Annotated in this window: 13 protein-coding genes; 9 read left to right on the plus strand and 4 right to left on the minus strand. The window is 33.8% G+C overall.

What is annotated here, in order from left to right:
* Positions 1-92: 92 nt before the first annotated feature.
* From lpxD to ACP15M_RS01500, 9 genes are all read left to right on the plus strand, one after another.
* Positions 93-1121 (plus strand): UDP-3-O-(3-hydroxymyristoyl)glucosamine N-acyltransferase, encoded by a 1029-nt coding sequence (gene lpxD / locus ACP15M_RS01460; RefSeq protein ID WP_425075389.1) that lies wholly within the window; start codon positions 93-95, stop codon positions 1119-1121.
* A complete protein-coding gene (locus ACP15M_RS01465) occupies positions 1108-2514 on the plus strand; it encodes a bifunctional UDP-3-O-[3-hydroxymyristoyl] N-acetylglucosamine deacetylase/3-hydroxyacyl-ACP dehydratase (RefSeq protein ID WP_425075390.1) in 1407 nt (468 codons plus the stop codon). Before lpxD ends, ACP15M_RS01465 begins: the two co-directional genes overlap by 14 nt.
* A 9-nt stretch (positions 2515-2523) precedes the next feature.
* Entirely contained in the window at positions 2524-3309 is a 786-nt protein-coding gene (gene lpxA / locus ACP15M_RS01470) for an acyl-ACP--UDP-N-acetylglucosamine O-acyltransferase (RefSeq protein ID WP_425075391.1), read from the plus strand.
* A gap of 63 nt (positions 3310-3372) precedes the next feature.
* Complete coding sequence (gene efp / locus ACP15M_RS01475; protein ID WP_425075392.1) at positions 3373-3939, plus strand: elongation factor P; 567 nt, start codon at positions 3373-3375, stop codon at positions 3937-3939.
* A complete protein-coding gene (locus tag ACP15M_RS01480; protein WP_425075393.1) occupies positions 3939-4877 on the plus strand; it encodes a UDP-3-O-(3-hydroxymyristoyl)glucosamine N-acyltransferase in 939 nt (312 codons plus the stop codon). The genes efp and ACP15M_RS01480 overlap by 1 nt, the downstream gene beginning before the upstream one ends.
* Positions 4874-5278 carry a nuclear transport factor 2 family protein gene (locus tag ACP15M_RS01485; protein ID WP_425075394.1) on the plus strand — a complete coding sequence of 135 codons (405 nt, stop codon included), beginning with the start codon at positions 4874-4876 and terminating at the stop codon, positions 5276-5278. Before ACP15M_RS01480 ends, ACP15M_RS01485 begins: the two co-directional genes overlap by 4 nt.
* Positions 5279-5361: 83 nt before the next feature.
* Positions 5362-6234 (plus strand): succinate--CoA ligase subunit alpha, encoded by an 873-nt coding sequence (sucD, locus tag ACP15M_RS01490; protein ID WP_425075395.1) that lies wholly within the window; start codon positions 5362-5364, stop codon positions 6232-6234.
* A 102-nt stretch (positions 6235-6336) separates the two neighbouring features.
* A complete protein-coding gene (locus tag ACP15M_RS01495) occupies positions 6337-9309 on the plus strand; it encodes a M16 family metallopeptidase (protein WP_425075396.1) in 2973 nt (990 codons plus the stop codon).
* A 111-nt stretch (positions 9310-9420) separates the two neighbouring features.
* A complete protein-coding gene (locus ACP15M_RS01500) occupies positions 9421-12693 on the plus strand; it encodes a WD40/YVTN/BNR-like repeat-containing protein (protein WP_425075397.1) in 3273 nt (1090 codons plus the stop codon).
* Positions 12694-12785: 92 nt separating this feature from the next.
* Here the strand turns inward: ACP15M_RS01500 and ACP15M_RS01505 are convergent, their stop codons facing one another.
* The 4 genes from ACP15M_RS01505 to ACP15M_RS01520 form a co-directional block, all read right to left on the minus strand.
* Entirely contained in the window at positions 12786-13790 is a 1005-nt protein-coding gene (locus ACP15M_RS01505; protein ID WP_425075398.1) for a PorP/SprF family type IX secretion system membrane protein, read from the minus strand.
* A gap of 31 nt (positions 13791-13821) precedes the next feature.
* Positions 13822-22044, minus strand: coding sequence for a T9SS type B sorting domain-containing protein (locus ACP15M_RS01510; protein WP_425075399.1), 8223 nt, complete (start codon positions 22042-22044; stop codon positions 13822-13824).
* A 70-nt stretch (positions 22045-22114) separates the two neighbouring features.
* Complete coding sequence (locus ACP15M_RS01515; protein WP_425075400.1) at positions 22115-24520, minus strand: PorP/SprF family type IX secretion system membrane protein; 2406 nt, start codon at positions 24518-24520, stop codon at positions 22115-22117.
* A 1-nt stretch (position 24521) separates the two neighbouring features.
* On the minus strand, positions 24522-25982 hold the full coding sequence (locus ACP15M_RS01520) for a gliding motility-associated C-terminal domain-containing protein (RefSeq protein WP_425075401.1): 1461 nt from the start codon (positions 25980-25982) through the stop codon (positions 24522-24524).
* Positions 25983-26011 lie beyond the last annotated feature (29 nt).

Genomic DNA, 26011 nt, shown 5'->3' on the forward strand with positions numbered 1-26011 from the left:
AAGTGGATAACGTTGTATCTTCAGATTCTAAAATATTAACAACTCAAAAATCTACTATTAATATGTGCTACATTTTTTCTATTTTTGCGTGAATGAAGTTTACAGCACAACAAATAGCTGGAATCTTAGAAGGTGACATTGAAGGTAATCCTGATATTGAAGTTTCTAAGCTTTCAAAAATCGAAGAAGGTACAAAAGGGTCATTAACCTTTTTGGCTAATCCTAAGTATACATCTTATATTTACACGACTAAAGCTTCGATTACCATTGTAAATAAAACTTTTAAACCAGAGCATGATATCAATACAACTTTAATTAAAGTTGATGATGCCTATAAATCGTTTTCTAAGCTTTTAGAATATTATAATCAAGTAAAACTTAATAAACAAGGTATAGAACAACCTATATTTATGTCTGAATCTGTCACATTGGGAGAAGATGTATATATTGGTGCTTTTACCTATTTAGGAGATAACGTACAAATAGGAAATAATGTTAAAATATTTCCAAATACTTATATTGGAGACAATGTTTCAATAGGAAATAATACAATCGTGTTTTCTGGAGCAAAAATCTATTCAGAATCTAACATTGGTAATCATTGTGTAATTAATTCTGGAGCTATTATTGGAGCTGATGGTTTTGGATTTGCACCAGATGAAAAAGGAGAGTACAGCAAAGTTCCTCAAATAGGAAATGTGATTATTGAAGATTATGTAGATATAGGTGCAGCAACTACAATTGATAGAGCAACCTTGGGCTCTACAATTATAAGAAGAGGAGTAAAGCTCGATAATCAAATTCAAATAGCTCATAACGTAGAGATTGGTAAAAATACAGTTATCGCAGCTCAAACAGGTGTTGCAGGTTCTTCAAAAATTGGAGAAAACTGCCAAATAGGTGGCCAAGTAGGTATTGCAGGACATATTACTATTGGAAATAATGTCAAAATTCAAGCGCAATCTGGTATTGGACGCCATGTGAAGGATAATGAAGTTCTACAAGGTTCACCATCATTTAATTATGGAGATTGGAACAAATCCTATGTGTATTTTAAAAATTTACCTAAGATTGTTAAAACAATAAATGATATTGAAAAGAAAGTAAATGGCAATAATTAAAACAGACGTTAAACAACGAACAATAGAAAAAGAAGTGTCTCTAAAAGGCGTTGGGTTGCATACAGGAAAAGAAGTTACACTAACATTTTGTCCTGCTCCAGTTAATAATGGCTTTTCTTTTAAACGAGTAGATCTTGAAGGCTCACCTGTCATTGAAGCAGATGCAAACTATGTAACCAATACGCAACGTGGTACATGCTTAGAAAAAAATGGTGTAACAATTCAAACATCAGAGCATGTTTTAGCAGCTCTTGTCGGTTTAGATATTGATAATGCTATTATCGAATTGAATGCTTCTGAGCCTCCAATTATGGATGGTTCTTCAAAATTCTTTGTTGAAGCTCTTGAAAAAGCTGGAATTACTGAGCAAAATGATTTTAGAGAAGAATATGTTGTTTCAGACGTCATATCTTATGCTGATGAGGAATCTGGAAGCGAAATTATCGTAATGCCTGCCAAAGAATACCAAATAACTGCAATGGTAGATTTTGGAACTAAAGTTCTAGGAACTCAAAATGCAACACTTAATCATATAACAGATTTTAAAAAGAATATTTCAGATTCAAGAACATTTAGTTTTTTACATGAACTTGAAACTTTACTCGAAAATGGATTGATAAAAGGTGGTGATCTTAATAATGCTATAGTGTATGTTGATAAGGAGTTATCTCCTAACACCATGGAAAAACTAAAAGTAGCATTTAAAAAAGATACAATAGCTGTAAAGTCTAATGGAATTTTAGACAACCTTACTTTGCATCATCCTAATGAAGCAGCTCGACATAAATTATTAGATGTAATTGGTGACTTAGCACTTGTAAGAACAAGAATTAAAGGAAAAGTTATTGCTAACAAACCTGGTCATTTTGTCAATACGCAATTCGCAAAAAAAATATCTAAGATTATAAAAAATGAACGTCGTAACAATGTTCCTCAAATAGATTTGAATCAGCAACCATTGATGGATGTCAATCAAATCATGGATATGTTACCTCACAGACAGCCATTCTTATTAATAGATAAAGTATTTGAACTTACCGACTCTAGTGTGATAGGAATGAAAAATGTGACGATGAACGAAGAGTTTTTTAAAGGTCATTTTCCTGGAGCTCCAGTAATGCCTGGTGTTCTTATAGTTGAAGCAATGGCTCAAACTGGAGGTATTTTGGTGCTTAGTACAGTTCCAGACCCTGAAAATTACCTTACTTTTTTCATGAAAATTGATAAAGTAAAATTCAAACAAAAAGTTGTACCTGGCGACACACTCATTTTTAAATGCGATTTAATAGCTCCTATAAGAAGAGGTATTTGTCACATGCAAGGTTATGCTTATGCTAACGGTAAACTTTGTGCAGAGGCAGAGTTAATGGCGCAAATTTCTAAAGTAAAATAAAACAATCAAATGAATCAACCTTTAGCATATGTACATCCTGGGGCAAAAATTGCCAAGAATGTAGTTATCGAACCTTTTACTACTATATACAGTAACGTTACCATTGGTGAAGGCACATGGATTGGAAGTAATGTGACTATCATGGAAGGTGCTCGTATAGGTAAAAATTGTAACATATTTCCTGGTTCGGTTATTTCTGCAGTACCACAAGATTTAAAATATAATGATGAAGATACATTAACAATTATTGGTGATAATGTCACCATTAGAGAATGTGTTACCATCAACAGAGGTACTACAGACCGAATGAAAACCGTTATTGGTGATAATTGTTTGATTATGGCATATTGCCATGTGGCTCACGACTGTATTGTGGGTAACAACTGTATTTTTTCAAATAATAGTACCTTAGCAGGTCATATAACTGTTGGCGATTATGTGGTTTTAGCTGGTATGACTGCTGTACATCAGTTTTGCTCTATCGGAAACCATGCTTTTGTTACTGGAGGTTCATTGGTGAGAAAAGATGTTCCGCCTTATGTTAAAGCTGCTCGTGAACCTTTATCGTATGTTGGAATTAATTCTGTAGGATTGCGTAGACGCGGATTTTCTACTGAAAAAATTAGAGAAATTCAAGATATTTATAGAATCCTCTATCAAAAGAATTATAATAATACTCAGGCTTCAGATTTAATTGAAGCTGAAATGGAAGCCACTACTGAACGTGATGAAATTCTTCAGTTTATCAAGAACTCACATCGTGGAATCATGAAAGGCTATTTTAAATCAAATTAAATTAATAGTTAAAATAAATAAATTCAAACATCTTGAAATCAATTGTTTGAAAAATAAAAAATTATGGCAAGTACTTCAGATATACGAAACGGATTGTGCATTAGATACAATCATGATATTTATAAAATTATAGAGTTTTTACATGTTAAACCTGGTAAAGGTCCTGCTTTTGTAAGAACAAAACTTAAAAGTGTAACAACTGGAAAAGTTATTGATAATACATTTTCTGCTGGACATAAGATTGATGATGTTCGTGTTGAAACTCATAAATTTCAATATTTATATAACGATGGTGAGTATTATCATTTTATGAACGAAGCCGATTACTCTCAAATTCAACTTACTGAAGGTGCTTTAGACCGACCAGATTTAATGAAAGAAGGAGAGATTGTAACAATTCAGATTAATTCTGAAGATAATATGCCTCTTTCGGTCGACATGCCTGCAAGTGTCATTTTAGAAGTAACACATACAGAACCTGGAGTAAAAGGAAATACAGCTACCAACGCTACCAAACCAGCTACTGTTGAAACAGGAGCTACAGTTAATGTGCCTTTGTTTATAAATGAAGGTGATAAAATTAAAGTCGAGACAGAAAAAGGAACGTACAAAGAACGTATAAAGGAATAATGAAGTTTCCTAAACCGTATACGCTTAAAGACATTGCTACAATTATTTCTACCAAATATGTAGGAGCTGATGATTTCCCTGTTCTTGGTATGAATGAAATTCATGTGGTTGAATCTGGAGACATCGTTTTTGTTGATCATCCTAAGTATTACGACAAAGCTCTAGAATCTAAAGCAACTATTGTTTTAATTAATAAAGAAGTAGAGTGTCCTAAAGGAAAAGCATTGTTAATTAGTGACGATCCCTTCAGAGATTTCAATAAACTTACGCTTCATTTTAAACCGTTTCAAAATTCAAATACTGCTATTTCTCCATCAGCAAAAATTGGTAAAAATACAGTAATACAACCCAATGCATTTGTTGGTAATAATGTTGTTATTGGAGATAATTGTATCATTCATTCTAATGTAAGTATTTATGATGATACTATTATTGGAAATCATGTTACAATTCATTCTGGTGCTGTTTTAGGTGCTAACGGATTTTACTATAAAAAGCGTCCAGAAGGTTACGATCAATTATTATCTGGTGGACGCGTAGTTATTGGTAATCATGTAGACATTGGAGCTTGTTGTACGATCGATAAAGGTGTTACTGGAGATACAACCATTGGTGAAGGCTCAAAGTTAGATAATCAAATACAAGTAGGACACGATACTGTAATTGGGAAGAGGTGCTTAATTGCTTCTCAAACAGGAATTGCTGGTTGTGTGGTTATCGAAGATAATGTCACTATTTGGGGACAAGTTGGTACTGCTAGCGGAATCACTATAGGAAAAGGAGCTGTGGTTCAAGCACAAGCTGGAGTGACTAAATCTATCGAAGGTGGTAAAGCATATTGGGGAACGCCAATCCAAGAATTTAGAGCAGAATTAAAACGTTTGGCTTCTATAAAAGAAATTCCTAGAATATTAGACGAATTAAAAAAACTAAAATGAAAGCAAAGCAAGTAGTTAAGCGATTTTATGAATCAGACATTGCTAAAGATGTAAATCTTATGGATTTTTTCCATGAAAATTGTGAGTTGAAGTGGAATAGTAGCAAAGGGTACAAAGCCATCGATTTTCAAGGAATGGAAGAGATGCTTCACGGAATTCAAAAATCATATCATTCATTTAAGTATAGAGTAAGCCATCTTTTAGAAGAAGACAACACAGTAACGGCTAGATATACAGTTTATGCTACTACTATTGAACGTCCTGAAAAAGAAGATGCACTAGCACATTTCATTTCAATTTGGGAAGTTAAAGATGGTAAACTATATAAAGGTTTTGAAATAAGTCAGTTAGCAGATACAAGTGCAGAAAGTTTAAATTCTTATACTGAAATAAAAGTTTAAAAAGATTTATAAATCAGTTGCAAAAACTTATTTTTGCAATGCGAATTAAAAATATCAAATTCAAAAAATAAAAACAAACACAAATGAGCGTTTTAGTTAATAAAGATTCAAAAATTATAGTTCAAGGTTTTACTGGTAGTGAAGGAACTTTTCACGCTGGGCAAATGATAGATTATGGTACCAATGTTGTTGGAGGTGTAACTCCAGGAAAAGGAGGTCAAACTCATCTTGACAAGCCTGTTTTTAACACAGTACAAGAAGCTGTAGATCAAGTTGGAGCAGACACTACTATAATTTTTGTTCCACCTGCATTTGCTGCAGATGCTATTATGGAAGCTGCTGAAGCTGGTATTAAAGTCATTATTACTATTACCGAAGGTATTCCAGTTGCCGATATGATTAAAGCAGCAGATTACATCAAAGGAAAAGATTGCCGATTAGTTGGTCCAAATTGTCCTGGTGTCATCACACCTGAAGAAGCTAAAGTTGGTATTATGCCTGGATTTGTTTTCAAAAAAGGAAAAGTAGGAATCGTATCTAAATCTGGTACCTTAACTTACGAAGCTGCCGATCAAGTTGTAAAACAAGGTTTAGGAATTACAACTGCCATTGGTATTGGAGGAGATCCTATTATCGGAACTACAACTAAAGAAGCTGTTGAATTATTAATCAATGATTCTGAAACTGAATGCGTCGTTATGATTGGTGAAATTGGTGGTCAGTTAGAAGCTGATGCTGCTAAATGGTATCAAGAAAGTGGCAGCAAAAAACCAGTTGTAGGATTTATTGCTGGTGAAACTGCTCCTGCTGGACGTACTATGGGACATGCTGGTGCAATTGTTGGAGGTAGTGATGATACTGCTCAAGCTAAAAAGGCTATTATGAGAGAGTGTGGAATTCACGTTGTTGATTCTCCAGCCGAAATTGGAAAAAAAGTAGCAGAAGTGATTAGTTAAGCTACTGTTAAAATATATATAAAAACAATACGTTATCATTCCGTTAGCTTTATTTTAGCTAGCGGAATTTTTTTTAAACTAACAAAACACTATTACAATCACATGAAGTACATTAAATTATTTGCCTTAGTTGCATTTGTAACATTTGCTTTCAGTTGTAAAACCGAAAACAGCAACAAAGAGTTGGCATATACTGTCGAAACTCATAAAGATGCTAATGGTTTTTCTTACGAAACTGTAGCTAACGATCCAACTGGCTTACGTCTATATACTTTAGACAACGGACTAAAAGTCTATTTAAGTCAAAATAACGATGAACCTAAAATTCAAACCTATATCGCTGTAAGAGCTGGTTCTAATTACGATCCAAAAGAGTCAACAGGTTTAGCTCACTATCTAGAGCATATGGTTTTTAAAGGCACAAGTAAAATTGGGACTTTAGATTGGGAAAAAGAAAAGGTATACCTAGATCAAATTTCAGACTTGTATGAGCAACACAGAGCAGAATCTGATCCTGCAAAAAAACTAGAAATCTATAAAAAGATTGATGAAGTATCTTTAGAAGCTTCAAATTACAGTGTTGCTAATGAGTACGATAAAATGACAAGCTCTCTTGGAGCTACTGGAACCAATGCACATACTTGGTTTGAAGAAACAGTTTATAAAAACAAAATACCTGCTAACGAACTTGATAAATGGTTAAGCTTAGAAAGTGAGCGTTTTTCAGAGTTAGTTCTACGTTTATTCCACACAGAACTTGAAGCTGTTTTTGAAGAATTTAATAGAGGTCAAGATAATGATGGAAGAAAGCGTTATGCTGCAATGCTTGAAGGTTTATTCCCTAACCATCCTTACGGACAGCAATCTACTATTGGTATTGCAGAACACTTAAAAAATCCTTCTTTAGTTGATATTAATAATTATTTCGATAAATATTATGTACCTAACAATATGGCTATGGTCTTAGTAGGTGATTTTGATTTTGATGCAACCATTAAAAAAGTAAATGAAAGCTTCGGAAAATTAGAGAAAAAAGAAGTGGTTCATCCAACACTTCCTAAAGAAGAACCAATCACATCTCCTGTAATTAAAGAGGTATTTGGCCCAACGGCTGAAAGTGTTTCAATAGCATTTAGATCTAAAGGTGTTAATACCGAAGAAGAAAAGCTAATGACGGTTGCTGATATGATTTTAGCTAACGGAAATGCTGGTTTAATTGATTTAAACTTAAATCAAAAACAAGCTGTTCAATATGCTGGTTGTTCTCCAACATTTTTAAACGATTATGGTTATCACTCATTTAGTGGTGCTCCTAAAGAAGGTCAAACACTTGATGAAGTAAAAGATTTATTATTAGCTCAAATTGAAAAACTTAAAAAGGGTGAGTTTGAAGATTGGATGATTGATGCTGTAGTAAACGATTTAAAATTAAGCCAAACTCAACAGTATGAAAACAGTACAGCTTTGGCATCAATGTATTATAATGCCTTTATTCATCACGAAGATTGGTCTAGAAAAGTGAAGTTTTTAGACGATCTTAAAAAGGTGACTAAACAAGAAGTGATGGATTTTGCGAATCGATTCTATAAAGATAATTATGTAGTAACCTATAAGCGTCAAGGTGAAGATAACTCTATTGTAAAAGTTGCAAATCCAGGAATTACTCCTGTTAATGTAAATAGAGATAAGAGTTCTAAATACATGCAAGATTTTAACAAAATAGAATCTAAACCATTACAACCTAAGTTTGTCGATTACAAAAAAGCAATCAAAGAAACGTCAATGGATAATGGAATTAAGGTGTCTTATATTGAAAATGAATTAAACGATTTATTCGATATGAATATCATTTTTGATATGGGAAGTGATAATGATAAAAAACTATCTCTTGCTGTTGGTTATATGGAATATCTTGGAACTGATAAATATTCAGCCGAAGAGATTAAAAAAGAATTTTACAAACTTGGAATTAGCTATTATGTAAACTCAACAGCCGATAAGTCGTATGTTGGTCTTAACGGTTTAAAAGAAAACTTACCTAAAGGTCTTGAATTGTTAGAACATTTATGGGCTAATGCAATTCCAGATGAAGATGCATATAATAGCTATGTTGATCAAATCCTTAAAGGACGACAAGATGGAAAATCACAAAAAGGAAATATCCTTTATGGAGGTTTAATGAACTATGGCAAATATGGAGAGAATTCTCGTTTAAGAAACATTTTACAAGCTAATGAGTTAAAAGATATTAATCCACAATCACTAGTTGATATTGTTAAAGATTTAAAGAATTATAAGCAACGAATCTTTTATTACGGAAAAGATGTAGATGCTGCATTAACCGCATTAAACACCAATCATGTTGTACCTTCAGAGCTTAAAGACTATTCAGAGCCAATGGTTTATGTTGAAAAAGAAACTGGCGGAAATGTATACTTTGTAGATTACGATATGGTACAATCTGAAATGTTATTCTTAGCTAAAGGCGAACCTTTTAAAGCTGAAAATATGGCTGCTTCTACATTGTTTAACACGTATTTTGGAAGCGGATTATCATCTATCGTATTTCAAGAAATTAGAGAATCTAAGTCTTTAGCGTATTCGGCTTGGTCTAGTTATTCAAATGCGTCTAAAAAAGACGACTCTAACTATGTAATGGCTTATATTGGAACACAAGCTAATAAAATGCCTGAAGCAGTTGAAGCGATGATGAATTTAATGACAAACATGCCTGAAGCTGAAGAACAGTTTAATGCTGCCAAAGAAGCTACACTTAAAAAATTGGCTGCGCAACGTATTACAAAATCAAATATTTTCTGGACCTATGAGAGTTTAAAAAAGCGTGGTATAGAAAACGATAATAGAGAAGAAATGTATAACACCATTAAAAATATGACTATGGATGATTTACGTAATTTCTTCAACACTAATATTAGTGGAGAAAACTACAATGTTATGGTTATCGGAAATAAAAAAGATATTGATTTTAAATCTCTTAGTAAATTAGGAGAAGTTCAAGAAATGGATATTGATTATTTATTCAATTACGAAAAACCTGAAGAGGTAAAAATGTAATCTGCATAATGTTAAAGTATAAAAGGTAACCTCATTTAGACGTTACCTTTTTTTCTTTTAAAACAAATTACTTTCTTACCTTTAACTGCTATATTAAAAACTAATTTAAACATGAAAAAATCAACCCTCATTTTCTTTATTTGTACGTTGTTTTGCTTGCATTTTTCAATTGCGCAAAAATCAAAAAAAGAAGACAAACAGCCTTTAGATGACATAAAAATCAACGGACTAAAATGGCGAAGTATTGGTCCATCATTAACCTCAGGACGTATTTCAGATGTAGCTGTAAATCCTAATAATCCATTTGAGTATTACGTTGCAGCTTCTGCTGGTGGTGTATGGAAAACTGTAAATTCCGGAGTCACTTTTGAACCTATTTTTGATAATGAAGGTTCGTATTCTATTGGTTGTATTACCATAGATCCAAATAATTCCAATGTGATTTGGGTTGGTACAGGTGAAAATAATAACCAACGTTCGGTATCTTATGGTGATGGTGTATATAAATCTATCGATGGTGGTGCTACTTGGAAGCACATGGGTTTAAAAATGTCTGAGCATGTTGGTAAAATTATTGTGCATCCAGACGATTCTAATATCGTTTTTGTGGCAGCTATAGGTCCTTTGTGGAGTAAAGGAGGTGATCGTGGTTTATATAAAACAACTGATGGAGGAAAAACTTGGGAAGCTGTTTTAACAGTTGACGAACATACTGGAGTTAATGATGTTGTAATGGATCCTAGAAATCCAGATGTGCTTTATGCATCAACTTTACAGCGTAGACGTCACGTGTATACGTATGTTGGTGGTGGACCAGGTTCTGGATTACATAAAAGTGTTGATGGTGGACAAACGTGGACCAAAAGTCAAGTTGGTTTACCTTCAGTAGAATTAGGTAGAATTGGATTATCAATTTCTCCTGCAAACCCAGAAATTATTTATGCCATTGTGGAAGCTGCTGATGGTAAAAGTGGTTTTTTCGCTTCTACCAATAGAGGAGCAAGTTGGGAAAAACGTAGCTCTCATGTAACTAGTGGAAATTATTATCAAGAGATTATTGCAGATCCTGTAGATCCAGATACTGTTTATTCTATGGACACATGGATGTCTGTAAGCCATGATGGTGGACGAAATTTTGAAATGGTAGGCGAAGTATTTAAGCATGTCGATAACCATTGTATGTGGATTGACCCAAACAATAACCAACACTGGTTAGTTGGTTGTGATGGTGGAATGTACGAAACATTTGATGCTGCCAAAACTTGGGATTTTAAAGAAAATATTCCTGTGACTCAATTTTATAAAGTCGCTGTAGATAACGATTATCCATTCTATAATGTTTATGGAGGAACACAAGATAACTTCAGTATTGGTGGACCATCACGAGTGTTAACCAATCATGGCATTACAAATTTTGATTGGTTCATCACTAATGGAGGCGACGGATTTGAATCGCAAATTGATCCTGAAAATCCAAACATTGTTTATGCGCAATCGCAAAATGGATATCTAGTACGATTTGATAAATTAAGTGGTGAAATTGTAGGTATTCAACCTGCTGAACGAGATGGAGAAGATGCATATCGTTTTAATTGGGATTCGCCTTTAGCTGTGAGTCGTCATAAGTCTGGACGCTTATATTTTGCTGGAAATAAAGTGTTTCGATCTGACGATTATGGAAATAGTTGGAACGTAATTAGTGAAGATTTATCACAACAAATCAATAGAAATACTCTAAAAGTATATGATCGTGTTGTAAGTGTAGATGCTGTTATGAAAAATGGTTCTACATCACTTTTTGGCGCTGTTGTCGCTTTATCAGAATCTCCAATTGATGCAAATTTAATCGCTGTAGGAACTGATGATGGATTAATTCATATTACTGAAAATGGTGGAACTTCTTGGAGAAAAATTTCAAATATTCCTGGAGCTCCTAAACAATCGTATGTCAATTCTGTGTACTTATCTAAGCATGATGCCAATGTTGTGTATGTGGCTTTTAACCATCATAAATATGGTGATTTTAAACCGTATATTTTTAAGTCTTCAGATAAAGGAGCTACTTGGACAAACATTAGTGGAAACTTACCAAAAGGAAGTGTGTACTCTATTGAAGAAGATCATGTTGATAAAAACTTAATTTTCTGCGGAACAGAATATGGAGCATTTTTCTCTCCAAATCAAGGACAACGTTGGAAGGAATTGTCTGCTGGATTACCAACAATTGCAGTAAGAGATATCGCTATTCAAGAACGTGAAAGTGATTTGGTTTTAGGAACCTTCGGAAGAGGTTTCTATGTACTTGATGACTATTCGGCTTTGCGTTCAATTGAAAATAGCAAGCCTTCAGAAAAAGCCATATTATATCCAATTCGTGAAGCCTTAAGTTGGGAGCGAAGTTCACCTTTAGGATTACCTGGGAAGGCATTTCAAGGTGATAATTTTTATACGTCTGAGAATTTAGGTCCTGAAGCGATGATTACTTATTATTATAATGAAGATTATAAATCTTTAAAAGACCAAAGAACTAAAAAAGAAAAGGCATTGATTAAAGATGAAAAAGACACGCCTTATCCTAGTTATAATGAATTAAAAGCAGAATACGATGAAGCAAAGCCTCAATTGGTATTTACTATAAAAAATAGTGCAGGAACTGTTGTAAAGAAAGAGTTTAAATCTCCAAAACAAGGTGTGCAACGTTTTCACTGGGATTTGAGATACACGCTTCCAAACCCAATTGACTTAAGCAAGTCTTCATTCTATAATCCTTGGGCAGCAATTGATGAAGGTACGCTTGTTGAACCAGGAACCTATACTGTTCAAATGGATTTATTTGAAAATGGAAGTATGACTGCTTTAGTTGGTCCAAAATCGTTTGAAGTTAAAGCGCTTAAAAATACCGTTATGCCTGCAGAAGACAGAGCTGCTAAAGTAGTATTCCAAAAAGAAGTTGCGCAATTAGAAGCTGATTATGCAGCAACTCAAACCATAATGAATGAAACAAATAATAAGTTACGTTATATAAAATCGGCAATTAAGCGTTCAGAGCAACCTTATGAAGTATTGACTGCTTTAGTAATGTCAATTGAAGACAAACTTGATGCAATAAATATTGATTTATATGGAGACTCCGTTAAGAGAAGGTTAGACATAAGTCAGCCACAAACTCCAGCTAACCGAATAGGAACTATAAGCTATGAGCAAAAGTATTCAACCTCTGCACCAACAGAAACACACAAGAGTAGTTTTGCTATAGCTAAAAGACAAATTTCTGCTATTAAGAAACGAGTTGAAACAATCTATAATGTAGATATTAAACAACTTGAGCAAAAGCTAATCAATTCTGGAGCACCTTATACTCCTGGACGTGGTTATAAAAATTAATCTGTTAGTTTAACGTTATCAAAAAAAATCAGTTACTAAAAATGGTAACTGATTTTTTTTATACAATTATATGCTATCTAATAAATAGCAATTTAATTCCTATTCGTTCCGTTGTATCTATGCTTTCTATAACTTGTTCCTCGAGTACAAGCACATGCACTAATACCTTGCAGTAAATTGATACCAATGGTCACTACATGAGTACCAGTATTAAATGTAGACAAATCATTCATTGTAATTTGATAAGCATAAGCAAAATACAAGCCATTGTACATAATTCCAGCCATTGGACCAACATTTAAAGGCTTGAAAAATTGGTCGTTTAGAAAACGATATGAACCACCAACCCAATAGTAGTCACCATCTCTATTAAACTTTCTGTATTTTAAATTGATATCAGTACTAGAACGGTTGTCACTATCAAACATTTGCACAAAGACTGAAGGTTCAAATTCTACTGTATTATTTCTTTTAGGTGAAAATATATAACCAGAATACAGTTGGTAATTTAAAAGCTGACTTGGTTCACGACCAATAAAATCGTCTAAATCTTTATTTAAAAAGTTATTCGCATTAAAGCTGAAATAAAAGTCTTTGTAGCGATATAAAAAACCTACATCAAAGTTGTTATTTGAAATGGCTCTGTCTCCAGTAACACTAGGATCTACTATTGGAGTGTCGTCTCCATTGTCAAAATCTTCAATGGCTATTCTAAAACTATTGATATTATATGACAATCCAAACGATAAAAACTGTTTAGACGTGTAATCTAATATTAAATGATGTGCATAAGAAAATTTAACTCCTTTTTGACGTGTGTTTCCATTTCTATCATTATAAGCTGAAATTCCAACACCAGATCGACTAGCAATTCTAAAATCGGCATATACTGATTGATTATCAGGTGCATTTTTAATACCAACCCACTGGGTTAATCCATTAGCTCTTATTTTTAAATTATCTCCAATTCCTGCATAAGTTGGAGAAATCACAAAACTATTGTCTGCTAAATACTGTGTCCATACAGGCAAATTTAATTCTTGTCCATAACTAGAAGTAAAGACCAAAAAAAGTATATATAGTGTAATTTTTTTCATTTCATTTGTGTTTATTAGTCTTTAGACAATATCATCTGTACAGTGTAAAATGCCCAACATATTGCTTATCAGCTATCGAACTATTTGGGTTAACTACATACCAGTAATCACCAGTTGGCAATTCTGTTCCATTATACCTTCCATCCCAGTATTCACCTACATTGTAAGTAGCAACTTTACGACCATATCTGTCAAAAATATCGAAGGTTAGGTTAGGGAAGTCTTCTACACAACCTGGTGCCCAAGTATCTCCTGTACCATCTCCATTAGGTGTAAAATAATTTGGAATACAAGGTCCTATTATATAAATCTCAATACTTTCACTAGCTTCACAACCAGCACTATCTACAACTCTTACATTATAAGTACCTTCTTCATCTACTACAAAAACATTAGTACTGCCATAATCTTGACCATTTAGATAAAATTGATAATCACCTGTTCCGCCTGTTACTTCAGCAATAATTTCACCAGGACTATCTCCTTCTGACAATAGAAGTGATAATGGTTGATACGATTCAATATCAAATAATTCTGTTCTTACAATACAACCATTCGTATGTCTTACATCTATATAATGACCTGTACCAGAAGCGACATTGTTAAAAACATTGCTTAATTGATATGAACCACCATCTAGTGAGTAATCTAATTGAGTAAGGTCTATAGTATCACTATTTTCAATTGAAACTGTTACTACGTTGGTAAGCACATTGTTTTCGCATAAATTTTCGATTTCAATAGAAGGAACAATAACCACTGGTTCTGGAAATGTAATGTTCCATTCAGATTCACAACCTTCAGCATCACGAACGTATACAATATGATCACCACCAGCTAAACCAGTAAAATCAAAAACAGTTTGATTTGTAGCTCCAGTAGTATAAGGACCATCATAGTTATCTAGACTAACACTATAAGGCAAAGTACCTCCTGAAATATCAATACTAAATTCACCATCATTTTCACCATCACAAGTTTCTTCAAACAAAGAATTAGGAACAATACTTAAAATCACTTGCTCAGGATCTGTAATTGTAAAATCAAAAGTGACATAACATCCTAAGCTATCTTGAACAATAACATCGTAAGTTCCAGCTGCTAAGTTTTCAAAGGTATTCGTATTAAAAAATTGATTCAATTGAGGCGATATTGCATATTGAATCGCTCCAGTTCCACCTGTAGCATCAATCACCAACATGCCATCATTATTGCCACTACATGTGATATTATTTACGGTAAACTCTACTTCTAAAGGCGCAGTTGGTTGTGTTATTGTTATTGGAGCAGATTGCGTTTCACAATCACCACTTTCAACATTAACAATATAAGTTCCTGCAATCAATTCAGTGAAAACACCAGGTGTATTTTGTGTTGCAGGAATAGCATTACCAGCAGTATCTTCTAAAGTATAAATATAGTTTCCTAATCCGCCTTGAGCAGTCGCAATAATATTTCCTGTATTATCACCATTACAATTAATTGTCGGATTATTAGATTCTAAATTAAGAGTAAGACTTGGTAATGGATCTATAGTTATTTCGTTAGATACATTAGCAATACAACCATTAACATCTCTCACGTAATATTGGTAAGTACCATCAGAAACTGTAAAAGTCGTAGACGATGTAAATGTTCCTAGTATTGTCGAAAAAGAACTGTCTGTACTATACGAATATGTTCCTGTTCCACCTGAAGCACTTAATGTTAATTGCGTATCTGTTAAACAAGTTTGCGTAGTATCGACTACTAAACTTGCTTGAATAGGAGTAGGTTCAGAAATGGTAATGTCTGTAGAGGTTAATTCGCAACCAAGACTATCTGTAATGGTTATAGAGTAGGTTCCAGCACCTAAATTGTTAAAAACATTTGAGGTTTGAGGACCAGAAGTACTTGTAGTAGGAGCTAAGGTATTTAATGTATATAAATAATCTGTACCTTGTCCACCTGTAACATTACTTACTGTAATTGATGCATTTTGGTCTTCAAAACAAGCTAATACTGTTGCACTAGGAAGGAATGTTGCATTTATCGGATTTGGTGCAATTAAAACAATATTCTCTGAAACAATACAACCTTCAACATCTCTAACATTTACAGTGTAGTTTCCAGCAGACAATCCAGTAAATGTTCCATTTGAAGAGTAGGCTACTGAAGCAGTTCCAGTTAATTCATATTCATACGACCCATAACCACCTGAAGCGATTGCGGTAATTGTACCTTGATTATTATCACAAGTTACATTTGAGGTTTCTGAAACATTAAGCAATAAATTTTCTGAAGGTGAAGTTATCACTACATTTGAACTTACAGTACAAAACGGACTTTCAGTTTCGGTAATCACTACTGAAAAGTTTCCAGCAGGTAAATTTGGAACAGTGATAGGATTTGTGCTCGTGTTAGCATTAACAATTCCTGTCATTGAAGCTCCTGAAGTATCAAAAACTTCATAAGTATAATTTCCAGAATAATTAGTAACAGTAATGTCTATCGATCCAGAATTATCTCCAAAACAAGCTAATGCTGTCGAAGCTAAAGTAACCGTTGGAGGTATGGCTTCTGAAAGCGCTAGTGTAATTTCTTCAGTACATAAAGTAATATCATCAGTAATAGTAATGGTATATATTCCCGAAGGTACTCCAGAAAACACATTTCCAGTTAAGTTTACTGAAGCAGGATTCGGACTGATACTATAACTATACGTTCCTGAACCATTTGTACCAGTAACAGTAATTTCACCATCATCGTCACTACAAGTTGTCATTGAAGTTATAGTAGCAGAAATCTCAATTGGAGCAGGAATATCTACTGAAACTAAATTACCACAACCATTAACATCTTGTATTTCTATAGTATGCGTTCCAGAAAATAAATTACTTAGTGTAAAAGGAGCTGTTTGCGTTTGAAAAGCTCCACCATTAATACTAAAACTATAAGGACCGATTCCTGCTGTATCTAAAGTGACATCAATTTCAAAATTCCCTTCTGAAACAGTACATAGGTTAGTAGCTGAAGCAGAAATTACTGGTGTTGGATCCATTGGTAATACAATAACTGGACTACTTTGAATACAATTATTAGCATCAATGACATGCACATAATAATTACCTGCATCTAAGTTAAACACACTTGCTGAAGCCCAAGATACATCTGAAGCTAAAGGTGAAGTAGGTGTTGTTGTAATTTGATATTGGTATGGAGCAGTACCATTTTGAGCTACTGCACTAATAACACCAGAATTTGTACTACAATTCGCATTTTGATCTATAGAAACCACTAAGTCTAATAAAAATGCAGATTCTGTAATATTAAAAGGAGCTGTTATAATACCACAACCTGAATTTGGTCCAGAGGTTTCAGTAATAGATACAAAATAGTTTCCAAATGGCAATGGTCCTAAATCAGTTATAGAAAGTGTACTATTTGCAGGAACAATGCCAGAACCAGTAACACCAGTAGAGTTAAGCGTTAATGAATCGAATATTTCATAATCCACATTAGCAGGAGCTCCATAAACACTATTGATTGTAAATGACACATTACCATCAGCACTACCTGTACAGGTTATATTATTAGAACTTACAGCACTTAAAGTAAGTGTTGAGTTTGTTGGTATTGGAGTAGTAGCTGGCTCATAATACGTACAGTTTGTTGAAGCATCATAAACAATAAAAGTATATGTAATGCCTGGAGTTAAACCAGTAAATGTTGCTGATTCACTATTAGGAGCATCTTCTGGAATCCATGTTCCACCAGGAGGTGGAGGAGGAATGGTACCTTGATAAATATCAAAATAAAAAGGTCCAGAACTGCTTAATGAAGATCCTATACTAACAACGGCTTCTCCTCCAGTAAGACAATCTACAGTAGATGTTACATTAATATCTAAATCTGTAGGAGGCGAAGCAACCAATACATCTTGAGTTAATACAGCGCATCCATTAGCATCTACAATATTAATTTCATATAATCCAAAATCAACCACATCAAAACTAACAGATGTAGATCCTGTATTATTTAATTCTGAATTTGAATAGCCATTGGTGCCAGTTACAAAATAATTGTATGGAGCAGTTCCACCAATTACAGAATTGATTATTACAGAGCCTTGTGATACTCCTCCAGCGCTACAAGTGATATCTATAGTTGTGTAATCTAAAACAATTGGATCTGGTTCATTAATGATTATAGTTTCAGTAGCAGTACACGATTTAGCATCAGTAACTGTAATGGTATAAGTTCCTGCTGGTAAACCAGAAGTTTGAGTTCCATAATCTGTACTTGTGGTATCATTATTCACATTGATTACAAAAGGAGGTGTTCCAACAGAAGTATCAATTGTAATTTCTAAAGCTCCAGTAGCATCACCACTACATTGTATATTCTGCGTAAGAACTACAAGACTCAAATCTGGTAACGAAATCGGATTTACAGTAATTATATTAGATTCTGCAATACAACCATTGGCATCCGTAATTTCAAATTGGTAAGTTCCTGCAGTAGCAGTTGAGTAATTAAATGTTGTACCTACAGCACCTAAAGAAGCGTAAGCACTTCCATCGATTGAAACAGCATACGTGTAAGGTGATGGACCAGAAATAGTTCCTGTAATTACTGCGTCAGGTGAAGTTGTACAATTTAAATCATTTGCTATAACAACATTAACTGTTGGATTAGGGATTGGATCAATAGTATAAGATTCTGCATAAATACAATCATTTTCATCTCTTACTTGAAATGTATAAGTTCCAGGCTCTAATCCTGCAAACAGATTAGATGTTTGATATGGAGTTGTATTCGCTGCTGGAGCAATGATTTGATATTCTAAAACTCCTGTTCCTCCAGTTGTCCCTGTAATTGATACATCACTTGTGTTTGTCGGACAGGTAATAGGAGAGTTGTCAAATGTTAAATCGGTTGGAGGATTTAATGGTTCAATTACAATGTCGTTAGTTACCGAAGTACAGGTATTAGCATCTTGAATAGTAATGGTATATGTTCCAGCTGTTAAATCATTAAAAATATTGTTAGATTGAAAGTTTACACCATCAATACTATAAGTATAAGGTGTATCACCACCAGTTACACTAGTAACTGTTATTGATGCATTTGAATTACAGGTAATATCTGAAGTGAGTTCTGCTATGCCAGAAATAGCATCACCAGCAACAATAGTAACTGTTTGTGGAATACTTGTACAAAGTGTAGAACCTGTTGAATATTGAATTACAACATCATAATCTCCAGCTGTAAGTCCTGTAAAAACATTTGAGTTAGTAAACGTTGTTCCATTATCAATACTATATTCTAAAATAAATCCATTAGAAGCAGTAACATCAATAGTAATTCCACCTGAATTTATAGCATCTGCACATGTAATATCGGTTGTTACGATATTAAATTGCGGTTCTGGAATAGCATCAACAGTAATTGATGTATTTGCACTACAATTATTAGAATCAACCACAAGAATATCATAAACTCCAGCAGTTGTTACAATTATTTCAGGAACTGTTTGAAAGTCTGTTGAACCATTTACAAAATAGAAATAAGGAGGAGTTCCGCCTTCAGGATAAACTGTAATTTCACCATCAGCACATGTTAACGGAACAGTAATCGCTGCTGTAACAGTTAATAAATCTGGCTCAATAATTTCTATATCTTCAGAAAATAAACAGCCATTTTCAGTTTCTACTGTTGCAGTGTAAGTTCCTGAGTTAAGATTTTCAAATATGTATGTGTTTTCTAAAATCGGACCAACACTGTTTATTAATGTAGCGCCTTGATACAATGTGTACGAATATTGAGGGTCGACATCATTAGCTGCTAATTGTATACTTCCTAAGTCGCCATTACAAAGCGGTTGTAGTATTGTCGTTTCCCCTGTAAAATCTCTATCTCTAATAAGTACATCTGGTACTGTAAATACGCATGGATTTGTTGGTACTCCAATTTGTCTTACATATACAGTATAATTTCCAGCAGTAGTTACCGAAAACACATTACTAGATTGAAAGGTTATATTGTCTAAGCTATACTCGTAACCAGAAGGCACATCATTAACAGTTATGCTTCCAGGTGTAGTACAAATAATATCTGTTGCATGAACTGTTGGTTGCAATTGGTTTTGATAAACATTAAAATAGAATTGAACAAAACATCCACCTTCATAATTTATGGTTAGCCTAAATTGTCCTGAAGCATTTGCTAAAAAGTTTGAACCGGTTCCTACTTCATTCCAAGTACAAGCGTTATCTTCATTAGCACAATCAGAATTTGATACTGCAGCACAACTTGATTCATCTAGTTGTTCCCAAATAATAGAAGTTGCACTAGCTATATTCGTTTCAATAAATCTCGAATCGTCTGCACCACATAAAAATATGTTTGGTAATTGTTTTCCGTCGTTCGGACAAATCACAACTTCATCTGCATAAGGAATAACAGGATTTTCAATGCTTCCGCCAAAAAGATCAACGATAAACACTTGTTCTATTGATTGGCATGGAGCAACTGCATTATTAAATGAATAGTACGTGCCAATTTCTGTCACTGTAATAGTTTGTCCTGTACCTATAACAGGAGTTCCTGTAGGACTTGTAGACCAAGTGTAAGTATTGTAACCACTAGCTGCTGTTAAATCTACACTGTCACCACATAAAACAATTTCTTCAGTAAACTCACAATCAAGATCTGCTAAAAAATTTGTAGCTTGAGGTGATAATAAACAACCTGTATTGCTATTTACACTAGGATCATCTGTAATTTGAAATGTAGGATTAAAGAATCCATTATATGTAGCAAAAGCTTGATTGTTAATAACATTAGAACATGCATCTGCCAATTTATTACATTCATCAACTACTTCGGCTTCAATTCGTATTTCATATACAGGATCGTTTTCTTCTACTAAAGTGTTATCAATATCAAAAATAAGTTCACGAGTAGTAGGATTGTAACTAGCAACAGTAACACCTGGAGGAAGGATTAAATCACTAGGATAATCAAAAAGAATATTAACAGGGAGAATATCTCTAATTTGAAAATTTGTAGCATTATCGTTTCCTGTATTTTGAAAACCAATCACATAATTTAAAGACGCTCCAAGATCAACGATTTCTCCACCAATATCATTACCAGCATCATCCTCAACAATTTTTGTGAGGACAATATTAGGCTCAATAATTTCTACTGCAAAAGCGAAAAAATAAGGAAAGTAAGTATCACCACTTGTTTCTAATCGAATTGTTCCAGATGTTGCATCATTAGCAATCACAGAATTTCCAGGATTCGGAATGGCAATCACACCAGTATCAAATCCGAGTGTATTAGTACTATTAGGAACTCTATTGTTGACAGGAGTAGCACTTAATTGCGTTACAGAACTATTAAAAAAGTTTGTAGCTGGTCGATCTGCAGTTGATAAACTAATACCATTAAGTCTTAAGCGATCTCCTAAAATTGGGCTATCACCTTCTAAAGTTGCAAAAGCAAAATTTGCTCTTACAGGAGCAGGAGCAGGAACAGTTCTAAATCCATCAACAGGAACATCTAAATTTGGATTACCTCCAGGAACACTTATAGCACTAAATCCGTCAAAACTAGTTATAGATTTTCCAGGCAATGTTGGATCTTCATATACTATAAATAATGACCATCCAGCAGATTGACCTGTACCATTATAAGGTGAAAATGTAGAGGTTTCACCAACTGCCGAAGATACATTAGCAACTGTATATGTTCCTAAATCTGTACCAGAACCAAAACTACCAACAATGCTTGTTACATCTGCAAAACAAGCATATGAAAAACTATCTCCACCATCAACTGTTGTTCCGTTTGCATCATAAATTATAGTTCCTTGTATATCGTTATAACCACCAACAGGACCTTTTAATTTTACTTCAGTAATTGGTTCACTTCCTGGGTTTACTGCTCCCCAATATAAACCTGCGTAAATGATTCTATAACAATTTGGGTTGGGAATTTCTAAATCTGCACTCGAAGAACTAAATGTAGAAGCATCTCCATCAATGTCAATATATTGCATATCAACATTATGGTTGTATACCGAATTGTCATTGAATGCATTATTATCTGGTCCAAGAATATTATTTCCGATAAGAACAATATCTCCTTTTAAATCCTGATTAAATCTTGGAGTAAATGGCTCATAATTTTGCGAATGTAGCTGAAGGCCAAAACATAATAGCATAACGATTATGGCGATTCTAGAAAATGTAGGTCTTTTCATGATACTTAAATTTTTGTAATTCCATTTTTACAGAGGGCAGTGTAAATTTGGAATTGGGCCTTATTAATTTTTAATTTTCAATTTTTACGAGGGACATTTTTGTGTTATATGGTTTATTTCCTTTTGATTTTAAAGCTCTATTTGCTTCTTCAATTGTATTGAACTTATCATAATAGATGTAATATTCACTAGTATTTACATCATAAAAGAAGTCCACATTCGTTCTTCCTGAAGCAACAACTTTAGTAACAAAATCATTTCTTTTTTCTTTATCTGTATGCACAGCAATAATGAGGTAATAACCACTCTCTACATTCTTTACATTTTTCAGAATTTGAATGTTATTGCTTTGTTCTTCTCCAAAATCGAAATCATCTTCATTAAATGGAGTACTAGCTAAAACAGTAGTGTTCTTAATATTTTGTAAGGCAGCTCTGTCTTGCGTATAACGTTCTTCTTCATTATCAAAAGCAGCACGCTTAATTCGACGTCTTCTTTCAAATTCGGTAGCAACTCTAATATCTTCAAGCCTTAACTCTAATTGAGATTTTGTTTTAATGGCCTGAGTTTGTTCGCTTTTTAATTGTTTTAATTTTTTTCTGTAGTGCAAGTACACTTCATCATTATAAATGGTATCTGCTTCAAAATTATCATCATATAACTCTTGTAGTTCTTCAATTTTTTCATTTCTAGTTTTGATGATATTATCTAGATTAGATTTAATCGCATTTAATCTGTTGTTTTCTTCAGTGATGCTTTTAAATGGTTTAGGTTTAACCGTAATTCCTTGCTCACTCAAATCATTCTCTTCTTTTAAATCTTTAAGGTCGTTATCTTTTACGCTGACAATATCATCAAACTGTTTTAATAAATCAGTTTGAGATTTTTTAGTTTCTTCAGCTTCTTGAGTAATCGCTAATAGTGCTTTTCCAACTTCATCTTTAGGATTTGTGATTAACTCATTTTTAGCTTTTTCTTGAGCCTCTTGCTGTGCATTTTGTTCAGCTAATAGTTTAGCCTGCGCTTCAGCTTCCTGTTGTGCCTTTTGCTCTGCTAATAGTTTCGCTTGTGCTGCTGCTTCCTGTTGCGCTTTTTGTTCAGCTAATAGTTTCGCTTGTGCTGCTGCTTCCTGTTGTGCTTTTTGCTCTGCTAATAGTTTAGCCTGCGCTTCAGCTTCCTGTTGTGCCTTTTGTTCAGCTAATAGTTTCGCTTGTGCTTGTGCTTCAGCTTCCTGTTGTGCTTTTTGCTCTGCTAATAGCTTCGCTTGTGCTGCTGCTTCTTGTTGTGCCTTTTGTTCAGCTAATAGTTTAGCTTGTGCTTCAGCTTCCTGTTGTGCCTTTTGCTCTGCTAATAATTTAGCTTGCGCTTTAGCTTCCTGTTGCGCTTTTTGTTCAGCTAATAGTTTCGCTTGCGCTTCTGCTTCTTGTTGTGCTTTGATCTTTTTTTCTGCGGCTAACTTTCTATTTTTTTCAGCTCTTTTCTTAGCATTAGCTGCTAAAATTGGACTCTTTTTATTTCCAGAAATCAATCCTGTAACTTCATCGCCATCACTGTAATCATAACGGTCTCTGTTTTTAAACCTGTATGCCAAAGTAACATCATGTGAAGAACCAAAATCGGTTAAATCTCCAACAGCCTTTTCAAAATTATATTCTATCGCAATTTGAGACGTAATATTAATTCCAGCACCACCAGAAACTCCAAATACAGAGTTGTATCCTACTTGTGCCCAAAAGCCTTTAGGAACTGTTAGCATAGCTTGAGCAGAGATGATTGTTTCCTCTTTTTTGAATTCAGATTTTAATAATCCAGAAAACTTTGTTTCATCAAAAAAACCTCTACTGCTTACATATCCTGTGTACATTAAATGTGCTTGAACTCCTTGCTCTGGATTATCTTGTAGCATTTCTGATGTTTTAAAATTGTATACAGCTAGATTGTTAACAGAAAGTCCGAAGTCAATAAAAGCCAATCCATAATTAATTCCAGGATTTATAGTAATTAAAAAATTATCTGGTACGTTTTGAAGAGCAGGATCATCAACATTGGAGACCACATTTCCAGTATTAATTCCACTTTTATAGGCTCCAATATTTATACCAAAAGTTAAGTTACTATCTCTAGCCAATCTTACATTATATGCAAAATTAGCTGTGCCTCCAAAGGTTGTTAACACACCATAATCCTGTTGAAACAGTCCAAGTCCAGCACCAACATTCTCTCCAAATCGTCCTGAGTAACTCGCTAAATAGGTGAGTGGTGCGTTTTCAAATTGAACCCATTCTCGTTTATTATATAAACTTATGTATTTATGTTGCTCTCTTACAAAGCTGAATGTTGGATTTATAACAAAGCGATTAAAAGTTAATGAGTTTCTTATTGGAAGGCTAAGCGAAACCACTCCACCATCTTCTTGAGCGTGGAACATCTGTATGGAACAGAAACATAATATTAAAACCAGTAGGTTTGTTTTCATATTATCTTACGACGGTTATTGAGCCTTTTTTTGTTTCATTATCTGAGGTTATCACATAATAGAATACTTGATTTATACTTGTTAAATTTAGGTCGTCTTCTGGCCAATTATTTAAATAATTATCTGTTTGAAGTACGACTTTACCACGATTGGTCATGATAAGAACATTGGTGTTAGTTCCGTTGACATATTTCGTTGGAATAATCCACGTGTCATTGAAACCATCTCCATTTGGACTTACAACATTTGGTATTTTATCTACTTCAGGAAACGGATCATAGGCTTCATTGATGACAAATTCAAATTCTCTTGAAGCAATACAGCCAGAAGTTTCACTAACAATAACTTTGTAGTTTCCAAATGCTGTAGCATCATAAGTGTTTTGAGTAGCTTCGGTAATTAAAACATCATCTAAGTACCATTCAAATTGAGGGTTACTAGCTGTTGAAGTTAGTTCTATTGAAAGACTTTCGCCTTCTTCAATTGTATTTACATCAGAAACATTTATAGTAGCATCAAATAATTCACTTACCAATTCTATGGCACCAATTGCAGAACAACTTCCTAAATCAACTTGTACAGCGTAAGTTCCAGATTCATTTGTTTCATACATTTGATTAGTAGCACCTTGAATGACAGTCCCATTCTTGAACCATTGGTAACTATTACCAGATAATGTGGTTAAAGTTGTCATACCAGAACCTGGACAAAAAGGGTTTCCTAAACTTGATGCAATATCTGCATTTGCTTCACCTGAAGACACTTCAGAAATGGTAACTCGATTAGAAAATGAATTTGAAGTACATGTTCCGTAATTTGTTTCTACAAAATAAGTGCCTTCTTCACTAACAGTTAGAGATTCACCTTCAGCTATAAAAACAGATGTAGTTGGACCAGTTTCTTTAAACCAGTTATAAGTTAATGACGGATAATTAAGAGGTGAATCATTAGTGCCTGTACCAGGATTATCAATGGTAAGAAGGTAATTTCCACCAGAACAATACGCAGCAGTTGCGACTAAATTGTTTATAGTAAATGGAGAATCTTGTATTTTATAGTATGCTGCAAAAGCAGAAGAGCTTGAACTGGTAGCAGCTGGAGCACTACTTTTAATTCTGATTTTATAATTTTCACCAGCAGTAGTATTTGGCAATGAAAAATCTAGTGTAGCAGGTGAAGTTGTTACACTTCCTGGAGTTGATGTATAAATTACAGTTGGATTTGAAAAATCGCCATCTGCATCAGACATTTCAATAGTAAACTGATTAGATGCGTTTAATGCATTAGCAGGAGAAAATACAAATGTAGTACTATAAGTGTTAAACACATCACTTGCACAGGCTTGAGTAAATCCTAAATTTGGAGTTCCAATAACAACCTGTGCATTTAATTGTTCTGGAGTAAAAAGAACAAAAAAGCATAGTCCTAATATAAGTTTGTATGCAATTTTAGTAGAGTACATTGTAGTTTGGGGCTGTAATTTTCTATTCT

This window comes from Psychroserpens sp. S379A, from assembly GCF_049800755.1.
Classification (GTDB): domain Bacteria; phylum Bacteroidota; class Bacteroidia; order Flavobacteriales; family Flavobacteriaceae; genus Psychroserpens.